This is a genomic window from [Erwinia] mediterraneensis, assembly GCF_900604315.1.
Lineage (GTDB): Bacteria > Pseudomonadota > Gammaproteobacteria > Enterobacterales > Enterobacteriaceae > Pantoea > Pantoea mediterraneensis_A.
Map to the genome: position 1 here is coordinate 1199549 of NZ_LR026978.1, position 22848 is coordinate 1222396.

Genomic DNA, 22848 nt, shown 5'->3' on the forward strand with positions numbered 1-22848 from the left:
CCTCATTCATTATTGGTATGCAAAAGGCAAGCAGCCGCAACAACGCCATCAGGCGATACTGCAGTGAATGTCACGCTCCGGCGTCAATCAGCGGCCCTGCTCACCTGCAAAAGTATTGCTGCATCACAATATATTGCCAGCCGCCCGGCGAAATTTTACCCGGTCAGATCCGCGCTAAAGTCGAGAATATGCTGACAAAACGCCTCAGGATGGGAAATAAAAGGCGCATGTGCCGCTTTTTCCATCACACGCGACACGCTGGCAGGCCAGCATTCATCCAGCAGGTCTGCCACGCGGCGGGGCACCAGTCCGTCGAGATAGCCGTAAATGCGCAGAAAGGGCACGGGTAAATCGCGTAACGCTTCGCGCAGATCGGCCTGGCCCAGAATCGCCAGTCCCCCTTCCAGTACCGGCACAGACGGCATCGGCTGCGACAGCACCACCTCTTTCAGCGCGCGGGCGTCCTGACGCGCACTCTCGGTGCCCAGGGTTTGCAGCGCCAGAAAACGCTCCACCGTGCGCTGATAATCCTGACTGAGCTGCTGCTGAAACCCCTGCAGCGTGTCTGGCTTAATGCCGGGCCAGGTGTCGCAGGCGGTAAAACAGGGAGAAGAGGCCACGGTAATCAGACCGCTGACCCGTTGTGGCAGTGTCAGCGCCAACTGGCTCGCCACCAGGCCCCCGAGCGACCAGCCCAGCAGGATGGCCTTTTCCGGCAGTGACGGTACCAGTTCCTGCGCCATTTCCGTCAGCGTCAACGCAGGATAGCCCTGGCTGCGGCCAAAGCCGGGCAAATCGACCTGATGCAGGCGAAAATGCGGGCTGAGACGCGGCGTAATGCTGTTCCATACCTCCGCGTTCAATCCCCATCCGTGCAGCAGCACAAGATCCACATTTCCTTCCCCGCTGGTGTGCCAGTAGAGCGAATTCATCAGTTACTATCCCGTCATTAAAAAAGGAGGCTGCTATGCTACCAATGCCAGGCGTCTGTTGGCTATGCCACCTGCCGTTGCGTTTGTCGCAACACGGCATGTGCAGCGTCTGTCTGCGCCAGCTGCCTGCCCTGCCGCCGCTTTGCCCGTGCTGCGCCCTGCCATCGCCACATCCCCGCCAGCCTTGCGGCCGCTGCCTGCAGCGCCCACCGCCCTGGCAGGCGCTGGTGTGTGTCAGCGATTATGCGCCGCCGCTCAGTGAGTTGGTCCATCGCCTGAAATTTTCCGGGGTCACCGCACTCAGAGTGATGCTGGCAAGATTACTTTTGCTAAGCTGGTTACAGGCGCGCAGGATGCGCCTCGTGCCGCGTCCCGATCTGCTGCTGTGCGTTCCGCTGCACAAAAGGCGTTTATGGCGACGCGGCTTTAATCAGTCGGCTTTGCTGGCAACGCCGCTGGCACACTGGCTGCAGTGCGAATTTTGGCCCCATGGCATCCGCCGCCCGCGTGCGGCCTTGCCGCAGCATCAGCTGAACGCACGCCAGCGGCAACGTAACCTGCGTGGGGCGTTTCGCCTTGAAATGGATGTCACAGCACGCCATATTGCGCTGATTGACGACGTAGTCACGACCGGCAGTACGGTGGCAGAAATCAGCCATCTTTTGCAGGCCCGGGGGGCGGCCAGCGTACAGGTCTGGTGCCTGTGCCGTACCTTGTAGAGCGCCGTTGATGGGCGTATTATAACCAACTAAATTAGTCAACTATTGAGCAATCGCCATGATCCGTATTACCGATGCTGCCCAGGAGCATTTTGCAAAACTGCTGTCAAAACAGGAAGATGGCACCCAAATCCGTGTGTTCGTGATTAATCCCGGCACGCCGACGGCGGAGTGCGGTGTTTCTTACTGCCCGCCGGATGCTGTGGAAGCAACCGACACTGAGCTCAAGTTTGAAAAGCTCTCCGCTTATGTGGATGAGCTGAGCGCGCCCTATCTGGAAGATGCCGAGATCGACTTTGTGACCGATAATCTCGGTTCTCAGCTGACACTGAAAGCGCCGAACGCCAAAATGCGCAAAGTTTCTGACGATGCGCCGCTGATTGAACGCGTTGAGTATCTGCTGCAGGCGCAGATCAACCCGCAGCTGGCAGGCCACGGTGGTCGTGTGACCCTGATGGAGATCACCGAAGAAGGCTATGCGATTCTGCAGTTTGGCGGCGGCTGTAACGGCTGTTCGATGGTCGACGTGACGCTGAAAGAAGGTATCGAGAAAGAGTTACTGAACGCTTTCCCGGAACTGAAAGGCGTGCGCGATCTCACCGAGCACCAGCGCGGCGAGCACTCTTACTACTGATTCTGTGGTTGACCGACAGGATGCCGCGCCGGGCATCCTGTCGCAGTGCGTTTACCCTTTCCGCCGCTGTCGAGTGACCTCCTTCAGCAGCTTGTTCACTTCCGGGTCGGCAAACATCTCCTCCAGCGTCAGGGTTAACCGTCGTCGCCAGTTAGGATACTCATCCACTGTACCCGGCACGTTGACCGGCGTGGGCAGTCCCAGCCAGTCCTCCGGCTGCAGACCCAGCAGAGCGCTCCCGGTCGAGGCCAGATAACGGTGTATCGCCCGATTCAGCTGTGGCGTCATCGCCAGCTTATCCGCCCGTTTCGCGCTCCTTGCTGGCAGCACGCCCGCCAGGTGCAATGCCTCCAGCAACGCCTGCTTCTGCTGCGCCCGCTGCTGGTAGAGCTTTTGTAATCCGGCGGCATCAGGATAAAGCCCCAGCTTTTCCCCCAGCGCAAAATCGCCCCCTTCCCAGAAACCGTACAGGGTGGGCAGATCGTGCGTGCTGGCGCTGGCGATCGACTGCCGCGGCCAGCGTGCCGGCTGACGATAAGTCCCGTCGCGCTCCTCTTCAAACCACAGCACTTTCCATGAGAAGATGCCGCTGTTACGCAGCTTGCTGATGATCTCTTTCGGCACGATACCCAAATCTTCACCGATCACCATACAGCGATGGCGCTGGCTCTCCAGCGCCATGATCGCCAGCAGATCGTCCACCGGGTAGAAAACATAGGCCCCCTTATCCGCCGTTTCGCCATAGGGGATCCACCACAACCGCAGCAGCGCCATCACATGATCGATACGCAAGGCGCCGCAGTCGCGCATATTGGCGCGCAGCAGATCGATAAATGGCTGGTAACCGCGTGCCATCAGGACGTTAGGATCCATCGGCGGCAGCCCCCAGTTTTGTCCCAGCGGCCCGAGACGATCCGGCGGGGCGCCCACCGAGGCTTTCATGCGATAAAGCTCCGGATCTTGCCAGGTTTCGGCGCTGCCTTCCGCCACGCCAACCGCCAGATCGCGGTACAGCCCCACGGCCATGCCCAACTGCTGGCAGCGCTGCCAGCAACGGGCAAACTGACTGTGCGCCAGCCACTGCAGCCACATCCAGAAGCGGATCTCATCGCCGTGTGCGTCGCACCAGCGCTGGACCGCAGGCAGGCGGGCGTTGTGCCATGCTTCAGGCCAGGCGGGCCAGCCTGCCGCCTTTTTTTCCCGCTGCAGCGCATCATAGGCCGCCTGATACCAGAGATGTTCGCCGCCTTGCGCCACAAAGGCATCAAACGCCTGTACCGCTGGCTGCTGTGCGTCGCGCTGGCTGAAGGTTTGCCATGCCAGGCGCAGCGCCTCCAGCTTCAGCTGCGCCACACCGCTGTAATCGACCCATTCGCTGCGGCGTACTTTTTCCAGCGCCTGCTGCGTTTCAGCCGCCAGCCACCAGCGCTGCGCCGCCGCACTCTGCTGAAAATCTTCGACCTGCGCAACATCGATATACAGGATATTCAGCCAGCGACGCGATGACGGGCTGTAGGGGCTGGCGCTCTCCGGATCCGCCGGATAGAGCGCATGCAGCGGATTGAGACCAATAAAATCGCCGCCGCGTTGCGCAATTTCCACCAGCATGTTTTCCAGATCGCCAAAATCGCCGATGCCCCAGTTCCGTTCTGAGCGCAGCGTATAAAGCTGCACCAGCGCCCCCCAGCACTTTCCACCGGCCCGCAGCACTGCCGGCTGATAACAGCGACGCGGCGTAATAATAATACGCGTCGCCCACTGCTGTTCGCCCTGGCTGAGGGTCAGCTGATGATAGCCCTGCGGCAGACGCGGCGGCAGTGTCAGCGTTTCACCGCTCCCGACCTCGCCGCTATAGGTTTTGCCCTGCTCGCTCAGCAGCTGCCAGTGAAAGCGTCCGCTGCCGCTCAGCTGCAGCGTGCGTGCTGCCGTGCCGCTGAAGACCCTGACGGGCGGCAGCGGGGCGTCTGCCGTCCCGGTATACGCCATCACCGCCAGTAACTGGCGGCGAGTTTCATCGCTAATCGCCTGCTCTTCGCCTTTGATATTGATAAAATTCGGGGCGATACCGGCAGCGCTCGCTGCTTGTTCCAGTTGATTCTCTTTCATTACCGCTCCTTAACGCTATGCCTGCCAGACAGGTTGCTGGTATCAGCGCAAGCTGATGCAGCCTGTTATCAACGCGGACACATCAGCAACGCCTTAAGTTAAGACGGCATTGAGAAAAAAAGCGACAGTACCAGTACAGGAAAAAGGGAAAGGCATAAGCAGGCCAGATGAACTGGCCTGCGGGAGTCAGCAGAGTTCGAGGTGAACCTCATGCTGTTCGATCACTTTCATCACGCTGGGGGGCGGCAGTTGATCGGTATAGAGATAATCCAGCAGGCTCATGTTGCCCAGGTTGACCATCGCGTTACGGCCAAACTTAGAATGGTCGACAACCAGCATCACGCAGCGCGAATTATCAATAATGGCGCGTTTGGTGCGCACTTCGTGATAATCGAACTCCAGCAGCGAGCCATCCATATCGATACCGCTGATGCCGATAATGCCGTAATCGAGACGAAATTGAGAGATGAAATCGAGCGTGGCTTCACCCATTACACCGCCGTCGCGCGTGCGTACTTCACCGCCTGCGATAATCAGATGAAAATCGGGTTTCGACATCAACAGCATGGCCACGTTGAGATTGTTGGTCACCACCCGCAGATTGCTGTGGTTCAACAAGGCATGGGCAACCGCTTCCGGAGTGGTGCCGATATCAATAAACAGCGTAGCGCCATCAGGGATCTGGCTGGCCACACGCTGGGCAATGCGCGCCTTTTCCGCCGACCACATCATTTTGCGATCCTGCCAGGCGGTATTTTCGGAGCTGGAAGGTAACGCGGCGCCACCGTGATGACGCTGAATTTTATTCTGTTCCGCGAGATCGTTGAGATCACGTCGGATAGTTTGCGGGCTGACCTCAAAGTGCTCAACTAACTCTTCGGTACTGACATACCCCTGACGCCGAACCAGATCGATAATGGCGTCATGACGCTGCGTCTGCTTCACTTCACTCTCCTGTCTATGGCCTGTAGCCTGTTTTTATCGTGGTGACGGCATTAACGGCGCGCGACCTTACGGGTATCCACCAGCGCCATCGCCAGCCCCACCAGCAAACCGGTCACGTGAGCGGCATTGGCAATGGATAAGCCAAACGCGTCAAACCAGCCAATCACCAGCCACAGGATAGCGAATGCGATGAGCCCACGCTCCAGAAAAATGCCGCTTTGCGGATCGCGTTCGCCGCGTAACCAGCAATAGCCCATCAATGCATATACCACGCCGGACAGACCGCCAAACCAGATACCACTGAACTTCGCCTGCATCCAGCCGCTCAACAGCGCGGAAATCAGCATAATAACAAACAGTTTGCCTTTGCCGAGGCGCTTTTCTACCGCTCCCCCAAGATACCACCACCAGAGCAGGTTAAAGAGGATATGTAGCAGAGAAAAGTGCAACAACGCATGGCTGAACCAACGCCAGAGCTGGAGATATTGCGCTTGCCCGGATGGCCAGGCGAGCCAGGCCATCACCGTGCGATCCCCTGCCACCTGCATCAGCAGAAAAACGGCTACACAAGCCACCATGATGCTCATAGTCAGCGCTCCCGCGCGTGCGCGGATATTTCCCCACAGGTTGCCCGACTGATAACGCAGACCGCTGCCGGTATGACCGGCCTGCCAGCTGGCCGCCTGATAACGCGCATGGTTTGGATCGCGTATAAAGCGCTGAAGTTCGTTTTCGACCATTTCTACCTGGGTTTCATCATCCAGTACGATGTAGTAGTGGTCATCCTGCTCAATACGCAGACGTACGCCTTGTGTTGCCATATAGTCGACAAAGGCTTGCGCCATACGCGGATGATTCAATTGAGTAATACGCATCTTACGCCGTTCTCCTTGCTCTGGACGCGCTGACGCGGCTCAGGCGATATCTGAGGCGACCTGTTCCGGAAAGGCTGCGCGCCAGGCGTCAAAACCGCCATCAATGCTGTAAGCAGCCTTGAATCCCTGATCAAGCAGATACTGTGCGGCCCCTTTGCTGCTGTTGCCGTGATAACACATCACCAGCACCGGCTGCGTCATGTCCGCCTGAGACAGGAAGCTGTTCAGGTTTTCATTGGATAAGTGCAGCGCATCCGTGGCATGCGCCGCCTGGAAGCTTTGCGGATCGCGGATATCGACCAGCAGTGCGCCCTGAGTCAGATAATCCTGCGCCTGTCGGACAGAAATACATTCGAAAGTTTCCATGGTGTCTCTCATTTTTCGGTCATTAACAGCCCCCATTGTACCCTGAGTTGGCAGTGCTATAACCTGACAAAGATTGTGGTCTTGTGATTTTTTCAGCGCAGGAATGTTAGCTCTATCACGCAAAATTGTTTTTCCTGGGTTAAGGACTGGCATCAATGTTGGTTTGCGATTATTATTGTGCTCGAAAACGAACATTAGCGAACGATTCCGAACATCGGAGGAGATGACGTGGAAACCAAAGACCTGATCGTGATCGGCGGCGGCATCAACGGTGCCGGCATTGCGGCTGACGCCGCAGGACGCGGACTGTCTGTGCTGATGCTGGAGGCGCGGGATTTGGCCTGTGCAACCTCCTCTGCCAGCTCGAAACTGATCCATGGTGGCCTGCGCTACCTTGAACATTATGAATTCCGTCTGGTGAGCGAAGCGCTGGCCGAACGTGAAGTATTACTGAAGATGGCACCGCATATCGCTTTCCCGATGCGCTTCCGTCTGCCGCACCGTCCGCATCTGCGTCCGGCCTGGATGATCCGTACCGGTCTGTTTATGTATGACCACCTGGGTAAACGCACCAGCCTGCCGGGCAGTAAGAGTTTGCGTTTTGGCGCGGATTCCGCTCTGAAACCGGAAATTACGCGCGGTTTCGAATATTCTGACTGCTGGGTTGACGATGCGCGTCTGGTGGTGCTGAACGCGCAGGAAGTGGTGAAACGCGGCGGTGAAGTGCGTACCCGCACCCGCGTGACCCGCGCCTGGCGTGAAGAAGGCATGTGGATGGTGGAAGCCGAAGATACCGACAGCGGCGAACACTTCACCTTCCGTGCCAAAGGTCTGGTGAATGCTGCCGGCCCCTGGGTGAAAGAGTTCTTTGACGACGGGCTACAGCTGAAATCCCCGTATGGCATCCGCCTGATCAAGGGCAGCCATATTGTGGTGCCGCGCGTGCACAATGAAAAGCAGGCGTACATTCTGCAGAACGAAGATAATCGTATCGTGTTTGTTATCCCGTGGATGGATGAGTTTTCCATCATCGGCACCACCGATGTGGAGTACAAAGGCGATCCGCGTAACGTCAAAATTGACGATAACGAAATCGATTACCTGCTGAAAGTGTATAACGGCCACTTTAAACGTACTTTGGTACGCGATGATATCGTCTGGACATACTCTGGCGTGCGTCCGCTGTGTGATGATGAGTCCGATTCACCGCAGGCAATTACCCGTGACTATACGCTGGATGTACGTGACGATAACGGTCAGGCCCCGCTGCTCTCTGTGTTTGGCGGCAAGCTGACCACCTATCGCAAACTGGCCGAGCATGCGCTGGAGAAATTGGCGAAATACTATACCAATATCGGGCCAGCCTGGACCAAAAACTGCGTATTGCCGGGCGGCAACATTTCCGGTACCCGCGAAGATTATGCGGCCAGCCTGCGTCGACGTTATCCGTTCATCAGTGAAGGTATGGCACGTCACTATGCCCGCACTTACGGCAGCAATAGCGAGAAGCTGCTTGAAGGCGCACAGAGCCTGCAGGATCTGGGTGAGAACTTCGGCCACGAATTCTACGAGGCGGAATTGCGTTATCTGGTGCAAAACGAATGGGTGCGCGAGCTGGATGATGCTATCTGGCGCCGCACCAAACAGGGCATGTGGCTGAGCGAAGCGGAACAGGCGCGTATCAGGGAGTGGCTGGCAAATCATAGCCGGAAACCGGTGATGTCGCTGGCGTCGTAACTATCTCTGGTGCTGCCAGCATCGCGATATCTGGCGCTGGTATGTAAATAAGCAAATATAAATTTTACCAATCAAAGCCAAAATCTACGCATCCCGGCCTTCGCGGCCAGGATGCGTAGATGCATCGGTCATTACCGCCTTTTCCGCATATAAGTTCCCGGGGAGAGTTTAGTATACCTTTCACGGGTGACACTATCAGGAGCATTAGCATTAACGTTGCCCTGAGCGGCACAGATGTCATCGCTGACGGCTATGGCCCTGAATACAACGTCATTCTCTTTAATACTAATTACTTATTTAACAGCGCCCCCTATCTCTAAAATCAATGTTAAAATTTAAGTGCCTTTCTTTATGAACATAATTTCCATCTTTAACGCATAAAGTTAATGCAGTTCTGTCTTCAATAGTTACCTGAAGAATACCACCCTTTTTCTGAAAATATTCTTGTACAGCTCGCGCCTTACCTTCTCTGCTATAAACAACAGGTAAACATATTGTGTGAGTTAATCACAAAACTGCAGCCATCCCCCATCAACTGTCGTTGAGCGTTCAGCTTCCTCCTGTGAAGCAAAAAATCATGCAATAGCGTTCCGGTGCCTGCGGGTTGAAAATGCCGGTAACGATCGCCTCTGCGCTAATGCCATTCTGCCTGCGCTGCAAAATAGTATACATTCTGCTGCCGTTGCGTTAACGCCGCCGTCCCTGGCGTGTAAATAAAATTTTTCCATCTGATTATCTTTTCAGATACGCGCTATGCCAGCGCTGGCGTTAGTGACGTGGAGCATTGAAATTGAATTTATCCTGAAAGGGACCCCAAACCATAATGTTATCTGAATTTCTTATTGCTCTGTTATATTGCACCTCAATAGTTTCCGCATTATTTCCAGCCACTCCCACACTGCCTTTTTTTACTATTACTGTAAACGCATGACCATCACCTTCGCCAAACTTATGTTTACCACTATTAACAGCAAAATACCTCCCGTCCGGCATAGTTTTTAATTTTCTGTGAACGTAACCCCACTGTTGATTATCAAAAGCTTTTTTCATCCCTAATTTTTCCATAATGATTAAAATAATGCTTTCGTTCTCTAAATCACGTCCACTCTTGATCCAGCCATTTTCCATTAATTTTGCAATAGCATCATTAACACCGGTTTTGAATATTTTAGATAACGTCATTGCCACGCAATTTTTCTCATATTTAAGACTACTATCCTCACCAACCTTTTTGGGTAGCGCTCTGCGTACTCTGGTTTTTAACAGGCATACACCTGAAGTTTCAGTAAAAGGAATTAAACTATTAAACTTAGTGAGAGTGTACTTTTTCCCGAATAGTCTTTCCGTGTCCGGGTTCACCAGAACATATATCTCTTCTTGATCAAACTGATCGATCTTCCTGACCACCACAGGGGATTCTTCTTCTCCTGCGAAATGTGCTACAGCATAGGAATTTTCTTCCAGCTCTGCGTTTTTCTGATTTACATATAAACGAAGCTTTTCCTCATAACTTTTACTCAGCGGTAACCGACTTTCAATCAGGGCCTCATTATGATGAATAAAACTATCTGCCGACTTCTCGAATTCTGTTAACTTATCCCAATCAGTTCCTCCTGTTTTTTTTATTATTTTAACGGCAGATTTTACGTCAGGGATTTTTTTAATTTGTTTTATTAAAGTTCGGCTGAGTCTGTAAGAGCCTTTAACCCCACTTTTTATTCCCGGGAAAACTCCTGCTATTTCCAGAAGAAACTCACTTACAGCCTCACTCTTATCACCTTTCATTACCGCTTCCACAAAACGGTAAAAAGGAACGAGATCCTTTCCCAGCTCAATTAAATGCTGTAAATCGGATTTGCTTTCTCCAAGCTTATAAAAATAATCATATACTTTTTCCCTGAAAAAAACTCTTAATCTCTCGTCAACAGCAAGGCTATCTTCATTCTGGCCTGTCAAATATTCTTCAACAGCATAGTCTACCGTAACGCCATTGAGCTTTCCGTCTCTTAACCAGTTGTTCACTATATTTTTATCGCCACCCAGAAGATCAAGCTTAACGTACTCTTCACCTGCCCTGTCAGTACGGTGCAGTTGGAACGTATTATCATCCTGATGAGATAAGGCATAGATACGTTCTTCTCCCTCAGGTGTTTTTACCGAAAAAGCGACAACAAACTGATTAAGACCTACCTTTTCATTCATTATTATCGGATAAAGTAGACCCTCTGGCGTTGCAACTGGTTTTTCATACTCAATATTAATAGTGATTTCTACAGAACGTATCTTATTGCCTTTGTTAAAAATAAACTCTGCGTCCGGACTATTACCCAGGGCAGATTTGATAGCGCCTTCAAGCAGCAAAGAATAATCTTCAGCCAACATGAAAGTCCTTCTTTTATATTCCTCGTCCAGACTGTCTGCCGCAGTCGCGCAGGGTTTATTCACACCATCAATATAGTTTTGCTTTTGAAAATATTTATAGTCTGGCAAAAAAGCGTCAACAAACCGTGGCCTCCTGGCAGATTTGTTTTTCTCGCAGGATGCCACATATTCAGCAGCCAGCGCAGACTTAGGGAGCCACGCCTGGCGCGAACGTGAATAATTTTCAAATTTTCGGGCCACCTCTTCTTTTTGCGCAGCAATCTCTCTCCATAATTTAATATAAGAAGAAACAATCTCAATTTTTTCTTCAAAACCTGTATCGCCGTTTTCAGTACGTAAGATAGCCGGCGCAACGTATTGCCGGTAAAAAAGCGCTGGCATAAAAAAGAAGTCAATCGCGTCGTTATTAACCGCACTGCCAGTAGCTCTGTCCAGTAATTTAACACCCAGCTCAAATATCTGTTCTTTACTGTGCAGCCTGACATTCCCCCCCGTTTTAATGATATAACGGAGGCCGGCGTGTAAAATAAAAAAATCGATACTGTGTAGTGGCAGCTTCAGGATTTCTGAATCATTTTCAAACTGATAAAGAAAAGTGAGTTCTTTCCCGGACACGTCCTGCCAGAATTTTTCTAGTGACGCGCGCTGCTTCGCAGTCAGCAGCTTAAAATCAATTTTACCGTTTGATTTTACTCCTTCAAGTGAAAGCGCGTCGAGCAGGTTTGCAACCGTTAATTCAGTATTAAACGCTCTGGCCTTTTCCAGGGGCTGCGCCATGTAAATTGCTGGCGTGCCGCCAAGGATCTCCCTGATTAACCAGTCCCGTACATACTCTTTTGCCATCGCTGTTTTTAAGGTTTCCTCCACATAGCCTCTTTCATTCTGCATAATTACGCTTGCTATACCCCTGAGATGCGAACGCCGATCCAGGTGTATTGCCTTCTGCTGTCCGGTAAGCAACAGTTCAGCTATTTCTGCTAATAGTGCTTCTTTCCCTTTAATCTGCTCACCACTGTTTCTTGCAGACAGATACTCCTCTAACCGGTTAACAATATTTTTATTTTTGTTCTTCGGTTGTTCTGAACCAGAGATTGCGCCAGGCGGAGGCGGAACAGCCGTTATCGTACCGTTAGCCGGCGTTTCGGCTACGCCTGGTTTAGTGTGCGCGGTCACTTCTGCACCAGATGTTCTGCTCTTTTCGCCATTTTCTGTCAGGGCAGTTGTTAATGGTTTAGTCGTTTCAGTAGAGGATGCCGTTTCTCTTTCATCCTGGCTGCGTTTTACTCTTGACTTATTTATTCCGGAGGCGCGCTTTTGAGAATTATTGCCAGGTTTTTTGAAGCTTTTAATTGTGATACCAGCGTTGCTTTTCTTAACGCGAGATGCGCGCTGCGCAGCAGTTGAAAACAAATTTCCATCAGCAGCCAGCAGTGCGCTAATAGCGGGGGTTGATACGGATTGTATAAATTCACCATCTGCGTTCGTACGGTTTTTTATATTATTTACGGGCAAGCCGGCCCCGTTTTTTTTTAACGCTGCGCCTGTGGCCATATTGTTGCTTTCATCCATACCCGAGCTGTCAATTCTTTTTTCCCCCGTATTATTCGGGATGGGGCTGCTGTTGACATAAATATTTGCAGCCGTGAAAACTTCGACAAGACCTAACACGGCATTGGCTGTCATCTGTTGATTCTCATTTCCCGGGTGTTTCGCCAGATTACGTACCCATCGGTTAACCTTTAGCTCTCTGGCTTTAAAATCCTGTTCCCCGATATAGTCCCCGGTTCTTTTAATATGTGCGCTAAGGCTGTGTATAGGCATAAGCATTATTCCTTTCTATCGTTATTACAGGCAGTAAAAATTCACTCCAGGCACATCAGGGCTGATAAAAACGCCCCCCTGGAGAAAACCTTAATCAGCTTAAAATAAAAATTAAATTTTATTCTGCGTTATAAATATCATTCTTACTTAGCTACTTTTTTACCAGACCAGCAAATCATAAATATGATATTAATTATCCGTGGCCTTTTAATATAAGACTGAAACTCAGACTGGATATGAACACTCTGATTACAGCGGTTTAAAAACACAATTTCTTATTATTAATTAACTCTTTATGATTACCTTATATTTGTTATCTTAAAAATCACGGACAGATAACTGAATTCACCGATGCGTCGCGTTAACCTGAATGATTTATTCACAATCTGATTAAGGCCTGGTCAGTTATCTGTTAAAAACAGGCTGGCAAAACATCAATAGTTAAGTCAGCAGTTTTTACCTCAGCTTATGCTATGGCATTCTTATCATTAATTAGTTAATTATTAATTTGTTATTACTGCTATGCTTCCAAAAAAGCACTTTCTGACAGGAAAGAACAGGTGGGTTTATAGGGGGGATAAATCCCACCCCTGTGCCGGGGTGGGCCTGCAGGCGACCGTTTTACAACCTCACCGGCGAGATATTCCAGATCTCATCGGCATATTCCTGAATAGTACGGTCAGAAGAGAAGTAGCCCATATTGGCGATGTTCATCGCCGCACGGCGCTGCCACTCCTCCGGCTGACGGTAGAGCGCATCCACTTTATCCTGCGTATCCACATAACTGCGATAATCGGCCAGCAGCTGATAATGATCGCCCAGGTTAACCAGCGAGTCGAAAATATTGCGATAGCGTTCCGGCTCCTGCGGACTGAAAACGCCGGTGGCGATCTGCGTCAATACCTGATGCAGTTCCGCATCCTCTTCGAAATATTTACGTGGGCTGTAGCCGTTGCGGCGCAGCGCCTCCACTTCCGGTGTGGTATTGCCGAAGATAAAGATATTTTCGTCACCGACGTGCTCACGTATTTCGACATTGGCACCATCCAGCGTCCCGATAGTGAGCGCGCCATTCAGGGCAAACTTCATATTGCTGGTGCCGGAAGCTTCGGTGCCCGCCGTGGAGATCTGTTCCGAGAGATCCGCTGCCGGAATAATGATCTGGGCGAGACTTACGCTGTAGTTGGGAATAAATACCACCTTCAGCTTGTTCTTCACCTGCGGATCGTTATTGATCACCTTCGCCACATCGTTGATCAGATGAATGATATGCTTCGCCATGTAGTAGGCCGAAGCGGCCTTACCGGCAAAAATATTCACCCGTGGCACCCAGTCGGCTTCCGGCTCCGCTTTGATGCGGTTATAGCGCGTGATCACATGCAGTACATTCAGCAGCTGCCGTTTGTACTCGTGGATACGCTTGATCTGCACATCAAACAAAGCGTGCGGATCGAGCACGATATCCAGGTTTCTCGCCACCCACTCCGCCAGACGCTGCTTATTGGTAAACTTCGCCTCGGCGATACGCTCAATAAACGCAGGATAATCGATTTGCGGCGTCAGCTCAGAGAGCATGCTGAGGTCGGTACGCCAGTTACGGCCAATGTTTTCATCCAGTACCTCTGAGAGCGCCGGATTTGCCAGCGCCAGCCAGCGGCGTGGCGTAATGCCGTTGGTTTTATTACAGAAGCGACCGGGAAACAGGCGGGCAAAGTCGGCAAACAGCGACTTCACCATCAGATTCGAGTGCAGTTCCGAGACGCCATTGACCTTATGACTGACCACCACCGCCAGCCAGGCCATACGCACCTGACGGCCATTGTTTTCGTCGATAATCGAGATACGCGACAGCAAATCCCAGTCATCCGGGTAATAGTCCTGAATGGTTTTCAGGAAATAGTCATTGATCTCAAAAATAATGCCGAGATGGCGCGGCAGAATGCGGCCGAACATATCCACCGGCCAGGTTTCCAGCGCCTCGCTCATCAGCGTATGGTTGGTGTAGGAGAAGACCTGGCAGGTCACCTCAAACGCATCGTCCCAGCTGAATTTGTACTCATCGATCAGCAAGCGCATCAGCTCCGGGATTGCCAGCACCGGGTGGGTATCATTCAGGTGAATAGCAACCTTATCGGCAAGGTTGTCCCAGGTCTGGTGCATGCGCCAGTGGCGGTGCAGGATATCTTGCACCGTGGCGGAGACAAGGAAATACTCCTGACGCAGACGCAGCTCGCGGCCTGACGAAGTGGAATCATCGGGATAGAGCACGCGCGACACATTCTCCGAGTGGTTTTTATCTTCCACTGCCGCGAAGTAGTCGCCCTGATTAAATTTCCCCAGATTGATTTCGTTACTGGCCTGCGCGCCCCATAAGCGTAGCGTGTTGGTGGCATCGGTATCGTAGCCGGGGATAATCTGATCGTAGGCCATCGCCAGGATCTCTTCGGTCTCCAGCCAGCGTACCTTGTTGCCTTCATGCTGGATGCGCCCGCCAAAACGCACTTTATAACGGGTATTGAAGCGCTGAAACTCCCAGGGGTTGCCATACTCCAGCCAGTAGTCAGGAGATTCTTTCTGCTCGCCATCGACGATGTTCTGCTTGAACATGCCGTAATCGTAGCGAATACCGTAACCGCGTCCAGGCAGGCCGAGCGTGGCAAGGGAGTCGAGAAAGCAGGCGGCAAGACGGCCCAGGCCGCCATTGCCTAAGCCGGGATCATTCTCCTCCTCCAGCAGCTCCGCCAGATCCAGCCCCATTTCTTCCAGTGCCTGGTTAAGATCGTCATAGATCCCCATCGCCAGTAACGCATTGGAGAGGGTGCGTCCCATCAGGAACTCCATCGACAGATAGTAAACCTGCCGCACATCCTGTGACAGCTGCGCACGGCTGGAACGCAGCCAGCGTTCCACCATACGATCGCGTACCGCCAGCAACGCCGCGTTCAGCCACTCATGCTTATTGGCGATTGAGGGATCTTTGCCAATGGTAAACATCAGTTTATAGGCAATGGAGTGCTTTAAAGCTTCCGCTGTCAGTGTGGGTGAGGCATAGGTGAAAGGTGCTTTCATATCCGGTATCCCAATCTCTCATTACAGCAAACGTTGATAAAGATCGCGGTAGGATTGTGCTGCCACTTGCCAACTGAAATCCATCCCCATCGCCTGACGCTGGACATAACGCCAGAGCGAAGGTCGAGACCATAAGACAAAAGCCCGGCGGATCGCGCGCAGCAAGGACCAGGCGTTGCTGTCTTCAAAACTGAAGCCGCTGGCGATACCATCCGCCAGGTTCTCCAGCGAGCTGTCATTCACGGTATCCGCCAGTCCGCCAGTCCGACGTACCAGGGGTAGCGTGCCATATTTCAGGCCGTAGAGTTGCGTCAGACCGCACGGTTCAAAGCGGCTCGGCACCATAATGACATCCGCGCCACCCATAATGCGGTGCGAAAAGGCCTCATGGTAACCAATCTGTACGCCCACCTGGCCCGGATGTTCCGCCGCCGCGGCGAGGAAACCTTGCTGTAGCTCGGCATCGCCTTGCCCCAGCAGCACCAGTTGCCCGCCCTGCGCCAGCAGCCCCGGCAAAGCTTCCAGTACCAGATCGAGCCCCTTCTGACGGGTTAACCGGCTGACCACGGCAAACACCGGCACGCTGTCGTCAACTTTCAGGCCCATGGCAATCTGCAGCTGACGCTTGTTCTCCGCTTTGGCATCCAGCGTATCGCGGTTATAGCGCGCTGTCAGCAACAGGTCGTGTGTCGGATCCCAGATCGCCGGATCGACCCCGTTGAGAATCCCGCTGAGCCGTCCTTCCAGCAGACGCTGCGCCAGCAGTGCCTCCATGCCGTAGCCAAACTCCGGTCGGGTTATCTCATGCGCATAGGTGGGACTCACCGCCGTAATGTGGTCGGCATAATAGAGTCCCGCCTTCAGATAGGAGATCTGGCCATGGAATTCCAGCCCGTGCATATTGAAAAACGCAGGCGGCAGCTGGATCTCCTCCATATGATGCGCGTAGAACAGGCCCTGATAAGCCAGGTTGTGTACGGTAAAGACCGATTTTGCCGGCCGGCCGCGCGCCTCCAGATAAGCGCAGGTCAGCCCCGCATGCCAGTCATGCGCATGCACAATATCAGGACGCCAGTAGGTATCCAGTCCGCAGGCCAGCTCGCAGCCCATCCATCCCAGCAGCGCAAAGCGCAAATAGTTATCGGTATAGGCAAATTGTGACTCATCATGATAGGGACTGCCGGGACGGTCATACAGCCCCGGCGCTTCAATCAGATAGATGCCAACGCCATTGTAATGGCCAAAATGTAAGCGCACAAAACCTGCAAATGTCTGCAGTTCAGCGACCACTTCCGTGCTTGTGATTCCCTTGCGCAGGTCAGGAAAAGCGGGCAGCAGCACCCGCGTATCCGTGCCACCGGCAATTTGCGCCTGTGGTAATGCCCCTACTACATCAGCCAGCCCGCCGGTTTTCAGCAGCGGGAAAAGTTCTGAACAGACATGTAAAACCTGCATCCTCAACCCCTATTATGCTAATCAGGCGCGATCCTCGCGTCGATTGTATGTGTACCTTTTCGTCACTCAGTGACCCTAACCCGCCAGTTTGGCCAGCATGCCGCGAGTCACCAGCACGATGCCCTCTTCGGAACGGTAAAACCGGCGGCTGTCTTCATCGGGGTTTTCACCGATCACCATCCCTTCCGGCAACACGCAGGCGCGATCAATCACGCAGCGGCGCAGGCGGCAGGATCGGCCAACGACCACATCCGGGAGCAGCACGCTGGAGTCAATATTGCAAAAAGAATTCACACGCACGCGCGGGAACAGTACCGAGTTCACCACCACCGACCCGGAGATAATGCAGCCGCCGGAGACCAGCGAATTCATGGTCATCCCGTGGCTGCCGGAGCGGTCCTGCACAAACTTGGCAGGCGGCAACTGTTCCATATGCGTGCGTATCGGCCACTCATGGTCATACATATCCAGCTCAGGCGTGACCGACGCCAGGTCGAGGTTGGCACGCCAGTAGGCTTCCAGCGTCCCGACGTCGCGCCAGTAAGGCATCGCCTCGCTGTCATTCTGCACGCAGGAGAGCGTGAAAGAGTGCGCAAAGGCTTCGCCACTGGCGACGATTTTCGGCAGCAGGTCTTTACCGAAATCATGATTTGAGTTGGGCTCGAGCAGATCTTCTTCCAGCAACTGATAAAGATAGTCTGCATTGAAGACATAGATACCCATACTTGCCAGTGCCTGAGTATCATCGCCGGGCATTGCTGGCGGCTGAGGCGGTTTTTCGACAAAATCGATCACCTTGTTCTCTTCATCTACCGCCATCACGCCGAACGCGGTCGCCTCATGGATCGGCACCGGCAGGCAGGCGATGGTGCATTTCGCCTCGTTGCCAACGTGATCCAGCAGCATGCGTGAGTAGTCCATTTTGTAGATATGATCCCCGGCGAGGATCACGATGTACTGCGCGTTATAGCGGCGAATAATGTCGAGGTTTTGGGTAACCGCATCCGCCGTACCGCGATACCAGTGCTCGGTGGAGAAGCGCTGTTGGGCTGGCAGCAGGTCGACAAACTCATTCATCTCTTCGTTGAACAGAAACCAGCCGCGCTGAATATGCTGCACCAGCGAGTGGGATTGATATTGTGTAATCACACCAATACGGCGGATACCGGAGTTAATGCAGTTAGAAAGTGCGAAGTCGATGATGCGGAATTTCCCACCGAAGTGGACGGCGGGTTTGGCACGCTCGGCAGTCAAATCTTTCAACCGCGTGCCGCGTCCGCCTGCGAGTATGAGGGCGACGGTCTGTGCTGGCAGCTGGCGCGCCAGCATCATTTCGTCAGTTCTATCGAATTTGACCATGTCTGACTCCTTATCATTGCTTTTGGAACACACACACACCGTGCGCGGATCCATGCCAGACAGTTAACAGGATCGGGTTTTCATCCCCGGCGAAAGGAGGAATGGCACGCCATTCTCCGTCTGGTAAGGTGATATCACTCACGGCGTCCGTGGCGTTTATTGTTATTAACCAGCGGCTGGAAAGCAGGATCTGCAATCTGTGCGTCCCCTGCTCCCATTCCTCTTTCTTCAGTGGCTTGCCGCTGGCATTCAGCCACTGCACGTTGCCGTCGTCCTCTTGCCACCAGCGATCCATGGTCAGCGCCGGAATACGCTGACGCAGATGAATCAAGGCAGCCGTGAAGTCGACCAGTCCGCTATCGCCCCCTTGCCAGTCAATCCAGCTCAGGATGTTGTCCTGACAGTAGGCGTTGTTATTCCCGTGCTGCGTTTGTCCCCGCTCATCACCCGCCAGCAGCATTGGCGTGCCCTGCGCCAGCAGCAGCGTCGTCAGCAGACCATGCACGCTCTGACGGCGGGCAAACGCGATATCCCGCGATACCTGTAGCCCTTCCACACCATGGTTATGGCTGTAGTTACTGTTGCTGCCATCGCGGTTATCTTCGCCGTTGGCTTCATTATGTTTACGGTTAAAACTCACCAGGTCGCGCAAGGTAAAACCGTCATGCGCGGTAATCAGATTAATGCTGGCGGAGGGCGGACGCCCCGTGTGCTGGAAAAGTGAACTGGAGGCAGCAAAGCAACGGGCGAAGTCGCCGTTGCTCAGGTCGCCATGCAGCCAGTAACGGCGCGCCGCGTCGCGGAAATGATCGTTCCACTCAGCGAAAGGCGACGGAAAATGGCCTGGCTGGTAGCCGCCGGGACCAATATCCCAGGGTTCTGCAATCAGTTTCACTTGTGACAGCACCGGACACGCCTGAATTGCCGTAAAAAACCCGGCATCCTGGCGATAATCCGGCGTACGGCCCAGTACGGTCGCCAGATCAAAGCGAAAGCCATCTACATGACAGACGTTGACCCAGTAACGCAGACACTCCAGCAACTCATGCAACACCTGAGGATGGCTGAGGTTCAGGGTGTTGCCGCAGCCGGTCCAGTTTTTACAGGTGCCCGGTTCGTCCAGCCAGTAATAGCTGGCATTATCCACGCCGCGCAGAGAGAGTGTGGGGCCAGTCTCCTCCAGCTCGGCGGTGTGGTTGAACACCACATCCAGCAAGACCTCAATGCCTGCGGCATGGAGGTCTTTTACCGCCTGTTGAAACTCCTGCAGCGGCGTCTTTCCTTCCTGCCCACTGGCGTAACCGGGATGGACGGCCCAGAACGCCAGCGGGTTATAGCCCCAGTAGTTGCTCAGGCCGAGGCGCATCAGACGGGGCTCGGTAGCAAAACAGGCGATCGGCAGGAGCTCAATCGCGGTAATGCCAAGACGACGCAGGTAATCCACCATAACAGGATGGCCCAGCGCGGCGTAAGTCCCCCGCAGCGTTTCCGGAATTTCCGGATGTTGCTGCGTCAGCCCACGCACGTGCGCTTCATAGATCACTGTGTTTCCCCAGGAGATGCGCGGCGGCTTGTCCTCGTCCCAGTCAAAGTCTTCGGCGACCACCAGGCTGCGCGGTGCCAGCGCTGCGCTATCCCGGGGGTCTGGACTCTCCAGACCGCACTGAAAACAGGGATCGTCGACCACATCCCCCTCTACCGCGCGAGCGCAGGGATCAAGCAACAGTTTCGCCGGGTTAAAGCGATGACCCTGGTGCGGAGCCCAGGGGCCATGCACCCGATAGCCATAACGCTGTCCCGGCTTTAACGACGGGAAATAGCCGTGCCAGATATTTCCTTCACGTCCCGGCAAGTCAAAGCGGCGCTCCGCGCCATACTCGTCAAACAGGCAGAGTTCAACGCGCTCAGCATGCTGCGAAAAGAGCGTAAAGTTCACGCCCCTGCCGTCATAACTGGCGCCTGGCGGTTCTGGCCTGCCGGGATACAACGTCATCAAGCCTCCCGTACCAGCCAGAGGGTTGACAGCGGCGGAAGTGTCAGGCTCAACGACTGATCACGTCCGTGACTCGGCACCGCGTCGGTATACACCACCTGCGGATTGCGCATATTGCTGCCGTGATAATCATGCTGGTCGGTATTCAACACCTCGCGCCAGCCGCCCGCCTGATTCACGCCGAAGCGGTAATGCTCACGCGGCACCGGCGTAAAGTTGCTGGCCACGATGATTTCATTACCGTCACGGTCGCGACGGGCAAATACAAACACGGAGTTGTCGTAATCATCCACTACCAGCCAGTCAAAGCCCTGCGGGTCGTAGTCGAGCTGATAGAGGGCCGGATAATGGCGATAGGTGTGGTTAAGATCGCGTACCAGACGCTGTACGCCGTGATGCCAGTTGTCGTCACCCTCCAGCAGATGCCAGTCGAGGCTGGTGTCATGGTTCCATTCGCGCCCCTGAGCAAATTCACCGCCCATAAACAGCAGTTTTTTCCCCGGGAAGGCCCACATCCAGCCGTAATAGGCACGCAGGTTGGCGAATTTCTGCCAGGCATCGCCCGGCATACGATCCAGAATCGAGCGTTTGCCATGCACTACTTCATCGTGCGACAGCGGCAGCACGAAATTCTCCGTGTAGTTATAGACCATGCCAAAGGTCATCAGATTGTGGTGATGGCGACGATAGATGGGATCGAGCTTCATGTAATCAAGCGTGTCGTGCATCCAGCCCAGGTTCCACTTGAACCAGAAACCCAGACCGCCGCCTTCCGGCGGTCGGGTGACGCCAGGGAAATCGGTAGACTCTTCCGCCACGGTGATGGTGCCCGGCGCGGCACGTCCCAGCGTCCGGTTGGTGTAACGCAAAAACGTCATCGCCTCGAGGTTTTCGCGCCCGCCATAGTGATTGGGGATCCACTCTCCTTCAGCACGGCTGTAGTCACGATAAATCATGGACGCCACGGCATCGACGCGCAGGCCATCTATCCCGAAGCGCTCCAGCCAGTAGAGGGCGTTTCCGGAGAGATAATTACTGACTTCGCGCCGGCCAAAGTTATAGATCAGCGTTTTCCAGTCCTGATGGAACCCTTCGCGCGGATCGCTGTGCTCATAGAGCTCGGTGCCATCAAATTTCGCCAGGCCGAAATCATCCATCGGAAAATGTCCCGGCACCCAGTCGAGCAGGACGTTCAGCCCCGCCTCATGAGCGGCGGCAACAAAATCACGGAACTCGTCGCGCGTACCGAAGCGGCGCGTTGGCGCATACATGCCCAGCGGCTGATAACCCCAGCTGCCGTCGAACGGATGCTCATTGATGGGCAGCAGCTCAATATGAGTGAACCCCATATCTTTAACGTAGGGGATAAGCTGCTCCGCCAGCTCTTTATAGCTGAGCCAGAAGTTGTTATCGGTATGGCGACGCCAGGAACCCAGGTGCACTTCATAAATAGAGATCGGCTTATCAAAGGCGTTGGCCGCCTTACGCGTCTCGCTCATCTCTACCTTATTTGGCAAGCCGCAAATCATGGATGCCGTTTCCGGACGCATTTGAGCCTCAAAGGCAAAGGGGTCGGCCTTGATGCGCAGCTGGCCATTGGCATCGAGAATTTCATATTTATAGAGCTGACCATTGTGCGCGCCGGGCACAAACAGCTCCCAGATCCCCAGTTCACGCCGCAAACGCATCGGATGGCGGCGGCCATCCCAAAAGTTAAAATCGCCTACCACCGAGACGCGCTGAGCGTTCGGCGCCCAGACGCAGAAACGCGTACCGTTAACGCCATCGATCACTGCGCTGTGCGCGCCCAGGGTCTCATAGGGGCGCAGATGCGTGCCTTCGGCTAACAGCCAGGCATCCATCTCTTCCAGCAGCGGGCCGAAGCGGTAAGCATCGTCAATTAAATTTTGTTGCCCGTGCCACTCGACGGCCAGCTGATAACGAAAAGGATTTTTGCGTCTCGGGATAACGCCGCTAAAGAAGCCGCGTGAATCGAGACATTTCAGTTGAGCACATTTACGCCCGGTTTTGGTTTCTATCACCCATACTTCGGAGGCTTCGGGCAGCAGGGCGCGTACTTCCAGCCCTTGTTCCGTCCGGTGCATCCCCAGCAGTGAAAAGGGGTCGGCGTAATTGCCCGTAAACAGGGCGTTGATCGCCTGGCGATCGGGAAATTCTGACATGACTTTCTTCCTGTGTTATAGGGCAGGCCAATGAGCGAGACGGTCTTGTCCTCGTCACGTGCGCTGCGTTTTATTGAGCCATGAGTACACCGGCAGAGAAGCTATCCATCCATGTGAAAATTCTCTGCCGTGTACAACAACTATTCAGTTCGGAAAGCAAAAACAGTTAACTACCGGCACATCATGGTTAAATCATAGCTTGGGGTTGGCAGATGCCAGGAAAGAAAGCAAAAAATTATTTTTCCCCTGTCAAAAAGGGGAAGCGGATCACC

14 protein-coding genes are annotated in these 22848 nt (G+C 53.7%); 3 read left to right on the plus strand and 11 right to left on the minus strand.

Annotated elements, in window-relative coordinates; genetic code table 11:
• Positions 1 to 155: 155 nt before the first annotated feature.
• A complete protein-coding gene (bioH, locus tag E0E17_RS05760; protein ID WP_130832347.1) occupies positions 156 to 932 on the minus strand; it encodes a pimeloyl-ACP methyl ester esterase BioH in 777 nt (258 codons plus the stop codon).
• Between the two features lie 35 nt (positions 933 to 967).
• Here bioH and gntX point away from each other — a divergent pair, with 35 nt between their 5' ends.
• Together gntX and nfuA are read left to right on the plus strand one after the other, a co-directional pair.
• Positions 968 to 1651: a DNA utilization protein GntX gene (gntX, locus tag E0E17_RS05765; RefSeq protein ID WP_130832350.1), complete on the plus strand. Its 684-nt coding sequence runs from the start codon at positions 968 to 970 to the stop codon at positions 1649 to 1651.
• 58 nt (positions 1652 to 1709) lie between these two features.
• Positions 1710 to 2285: a Fe-S biogenesis protein NfuA gene (gene nfuA, locus E0E17_RS05770; RefSeq protein WP_130832352.1), complete on the plus strand. Its 576-nt coding sequence runs from the start codon at positions 1710 to 1712 to the stop codon at positions 2283 to 2285.
• Between the two features lie 51 nt (positions 2286 to 2336).
• On the opposite strand, the gene malQ is transcribed toward nfuA, so the two are convergent.
• The 4 genes from malQ to glpE all read right to left on the minus strand — a co-directional run bounded on the left by malQ (position 2337) and on the right by glpE (position 6577).
• The gene (gene malQ / locus E0E17_RS05775; RefSeq protein ID WP_130832354.1) at positions 2337 to 4391 is read right to left on the minus strand and encodes a 4-alpha-glucanotransferase; all 2055 of its coding nucleotides are present in this window, start codon (positions 4389 to 4391) and stop codon (positions 2337 to 2339) included.
• A 186-nt stretch (positions 4392 to 4577) separates the two neighbouring features.
• Positions 4578 to 5336: a DeoR/GlpR family transcriptional regulator gene (locus E0E17_RS05780; protein ID WP_130832357.1), complete on the minus strand. Its 759-nt coding sequence runs from the start codon at positions 5334 to 5336 to the stop codon at positions 4578 to 4580.
• 50 nt (positions 5337 to 5386) lie between these two features.
• Positions 5387 to 6211 (minus strand): rhomboid family intramembrane serine protease GlpG, encoded by an 825-nt coding sequence (gene glpG / locus E0E17_RS05785; RefSeq protein WP_130832359.1) that lies wholly within the window; start codon positions 6209 to 6211, stop codon positions 5387 to 5389.
• Positions 6212 to 6250: 39 nt separating this feature from the next.
• A complete protein-coding gene (gene glpE / locus E0E17_RS05790; protein WP_207302044.1) occupies positions 6251 to 6577 on the minus strand; it encodes a thiosulfate sulfurtransferase GlpE in 327 nt (108 codons plus the stop codon).
• 228 nt (positions 6578 to 6805) lie between these two features.
• Here glpE and glpD point away from each other — a divergent pair, with 228 nt between their 5' ends.
• On the plus strand, positions 6806 to 8314 hold the full coding sequence (gene glpD / locus E0E17_RS05795) for a glycerol-3-phosphate dehydrogenase (protein ID WP_130832364.1): 1509 nt from the start codon (positions 6806 to 6808) through the stop codon (positions 8312 to 8314).
• Positions 8315 to 9082: 768 nt separating this feature from the next.
• Here the strand turns inward: glpD and E0E17_RS05800 are convergent.
• The 6 genes from E0E17_RS05800 to glgB all read right to left on the minus strand — a co-directional run bounded on the left by E0E17_RS05800 (position 9083) and on the right by glgB (position 22576).
• Positions 9083 to 12517, minus strand: a complete 3435-nt coding sequence (locus tag E0E17_RS05800; RefSeq protein WP_130832366.1) for a hypothetical protein — start codon at positions 12515 to 12517, stop codon at positions 9083 to 9085.
• A gap of 621 nt (positions 12518 to 13138) precedes the next feature.
• On the minus strand, positions 13139 to 15586 hold the full coding sequence (gene glgP, locus E0E17_RS05805; RefSeq protein WP_130832368.1) for a glycogen phosphorylase: 2448 nt from the start codon (positions 15584 to 15586) through the stop codon (positions 13139 to 13141).
• A gap of 21 nt (positions 15587 to 15607) precedes the next feature.
• Complete coding sequence (gene glgA, locus E0E17_RS05810; protein ID WP_130832370.1) at positions 15608 to 17041, minus strand: glycogen synthase GlgA; 1434 nt, start codon at positions 17039 to 17041, stop codon at positions 15608 to 15610.
• Between the two features lie 75 nt (positions 17042 to 17116).
• Positions 17117 to 18400, minus strand: coding sequence for a glucose-1-phosphate adenylyltransferase (gene glgC / locus E0E17_RS05815; protein ID WP_130832372.1), 1284 nt, complete (start codon positions 18398 to 18400; stop codon positions 17117 to 17119).
• 13 nt (positions 18401 to 18413) lie between these two features.
• Positions 18414 to 20393 carry a glycogen debranching protein GlgX gene (gene glgX, locus E0E17_RS05820; protein ID WP_130832374.1) on the minus strand — a complete coding sequence of 660 codons (1980 nt, stop codon included), beginning with the start codon at positions 20391 to 20393 and terminating at the stop codon, positions 18414 to 18416.
• Positions 20393 to 22576, minus strand: a complete 2184-nt coding sequence (gene glgB, locus E0E17_RS05825; RefSeq protein ID WP_130832376.1) for a 1,4-alpha-glucan branching enzyme — start codon at positions 22574 to 22576, stop codon at positions 20393 to 20395. Before glgB ends, glgX begins: the two co-directional genes overlap by 1 nt.
• Positions 22577 to 22848: the final 272 nt, after the last annotated feature.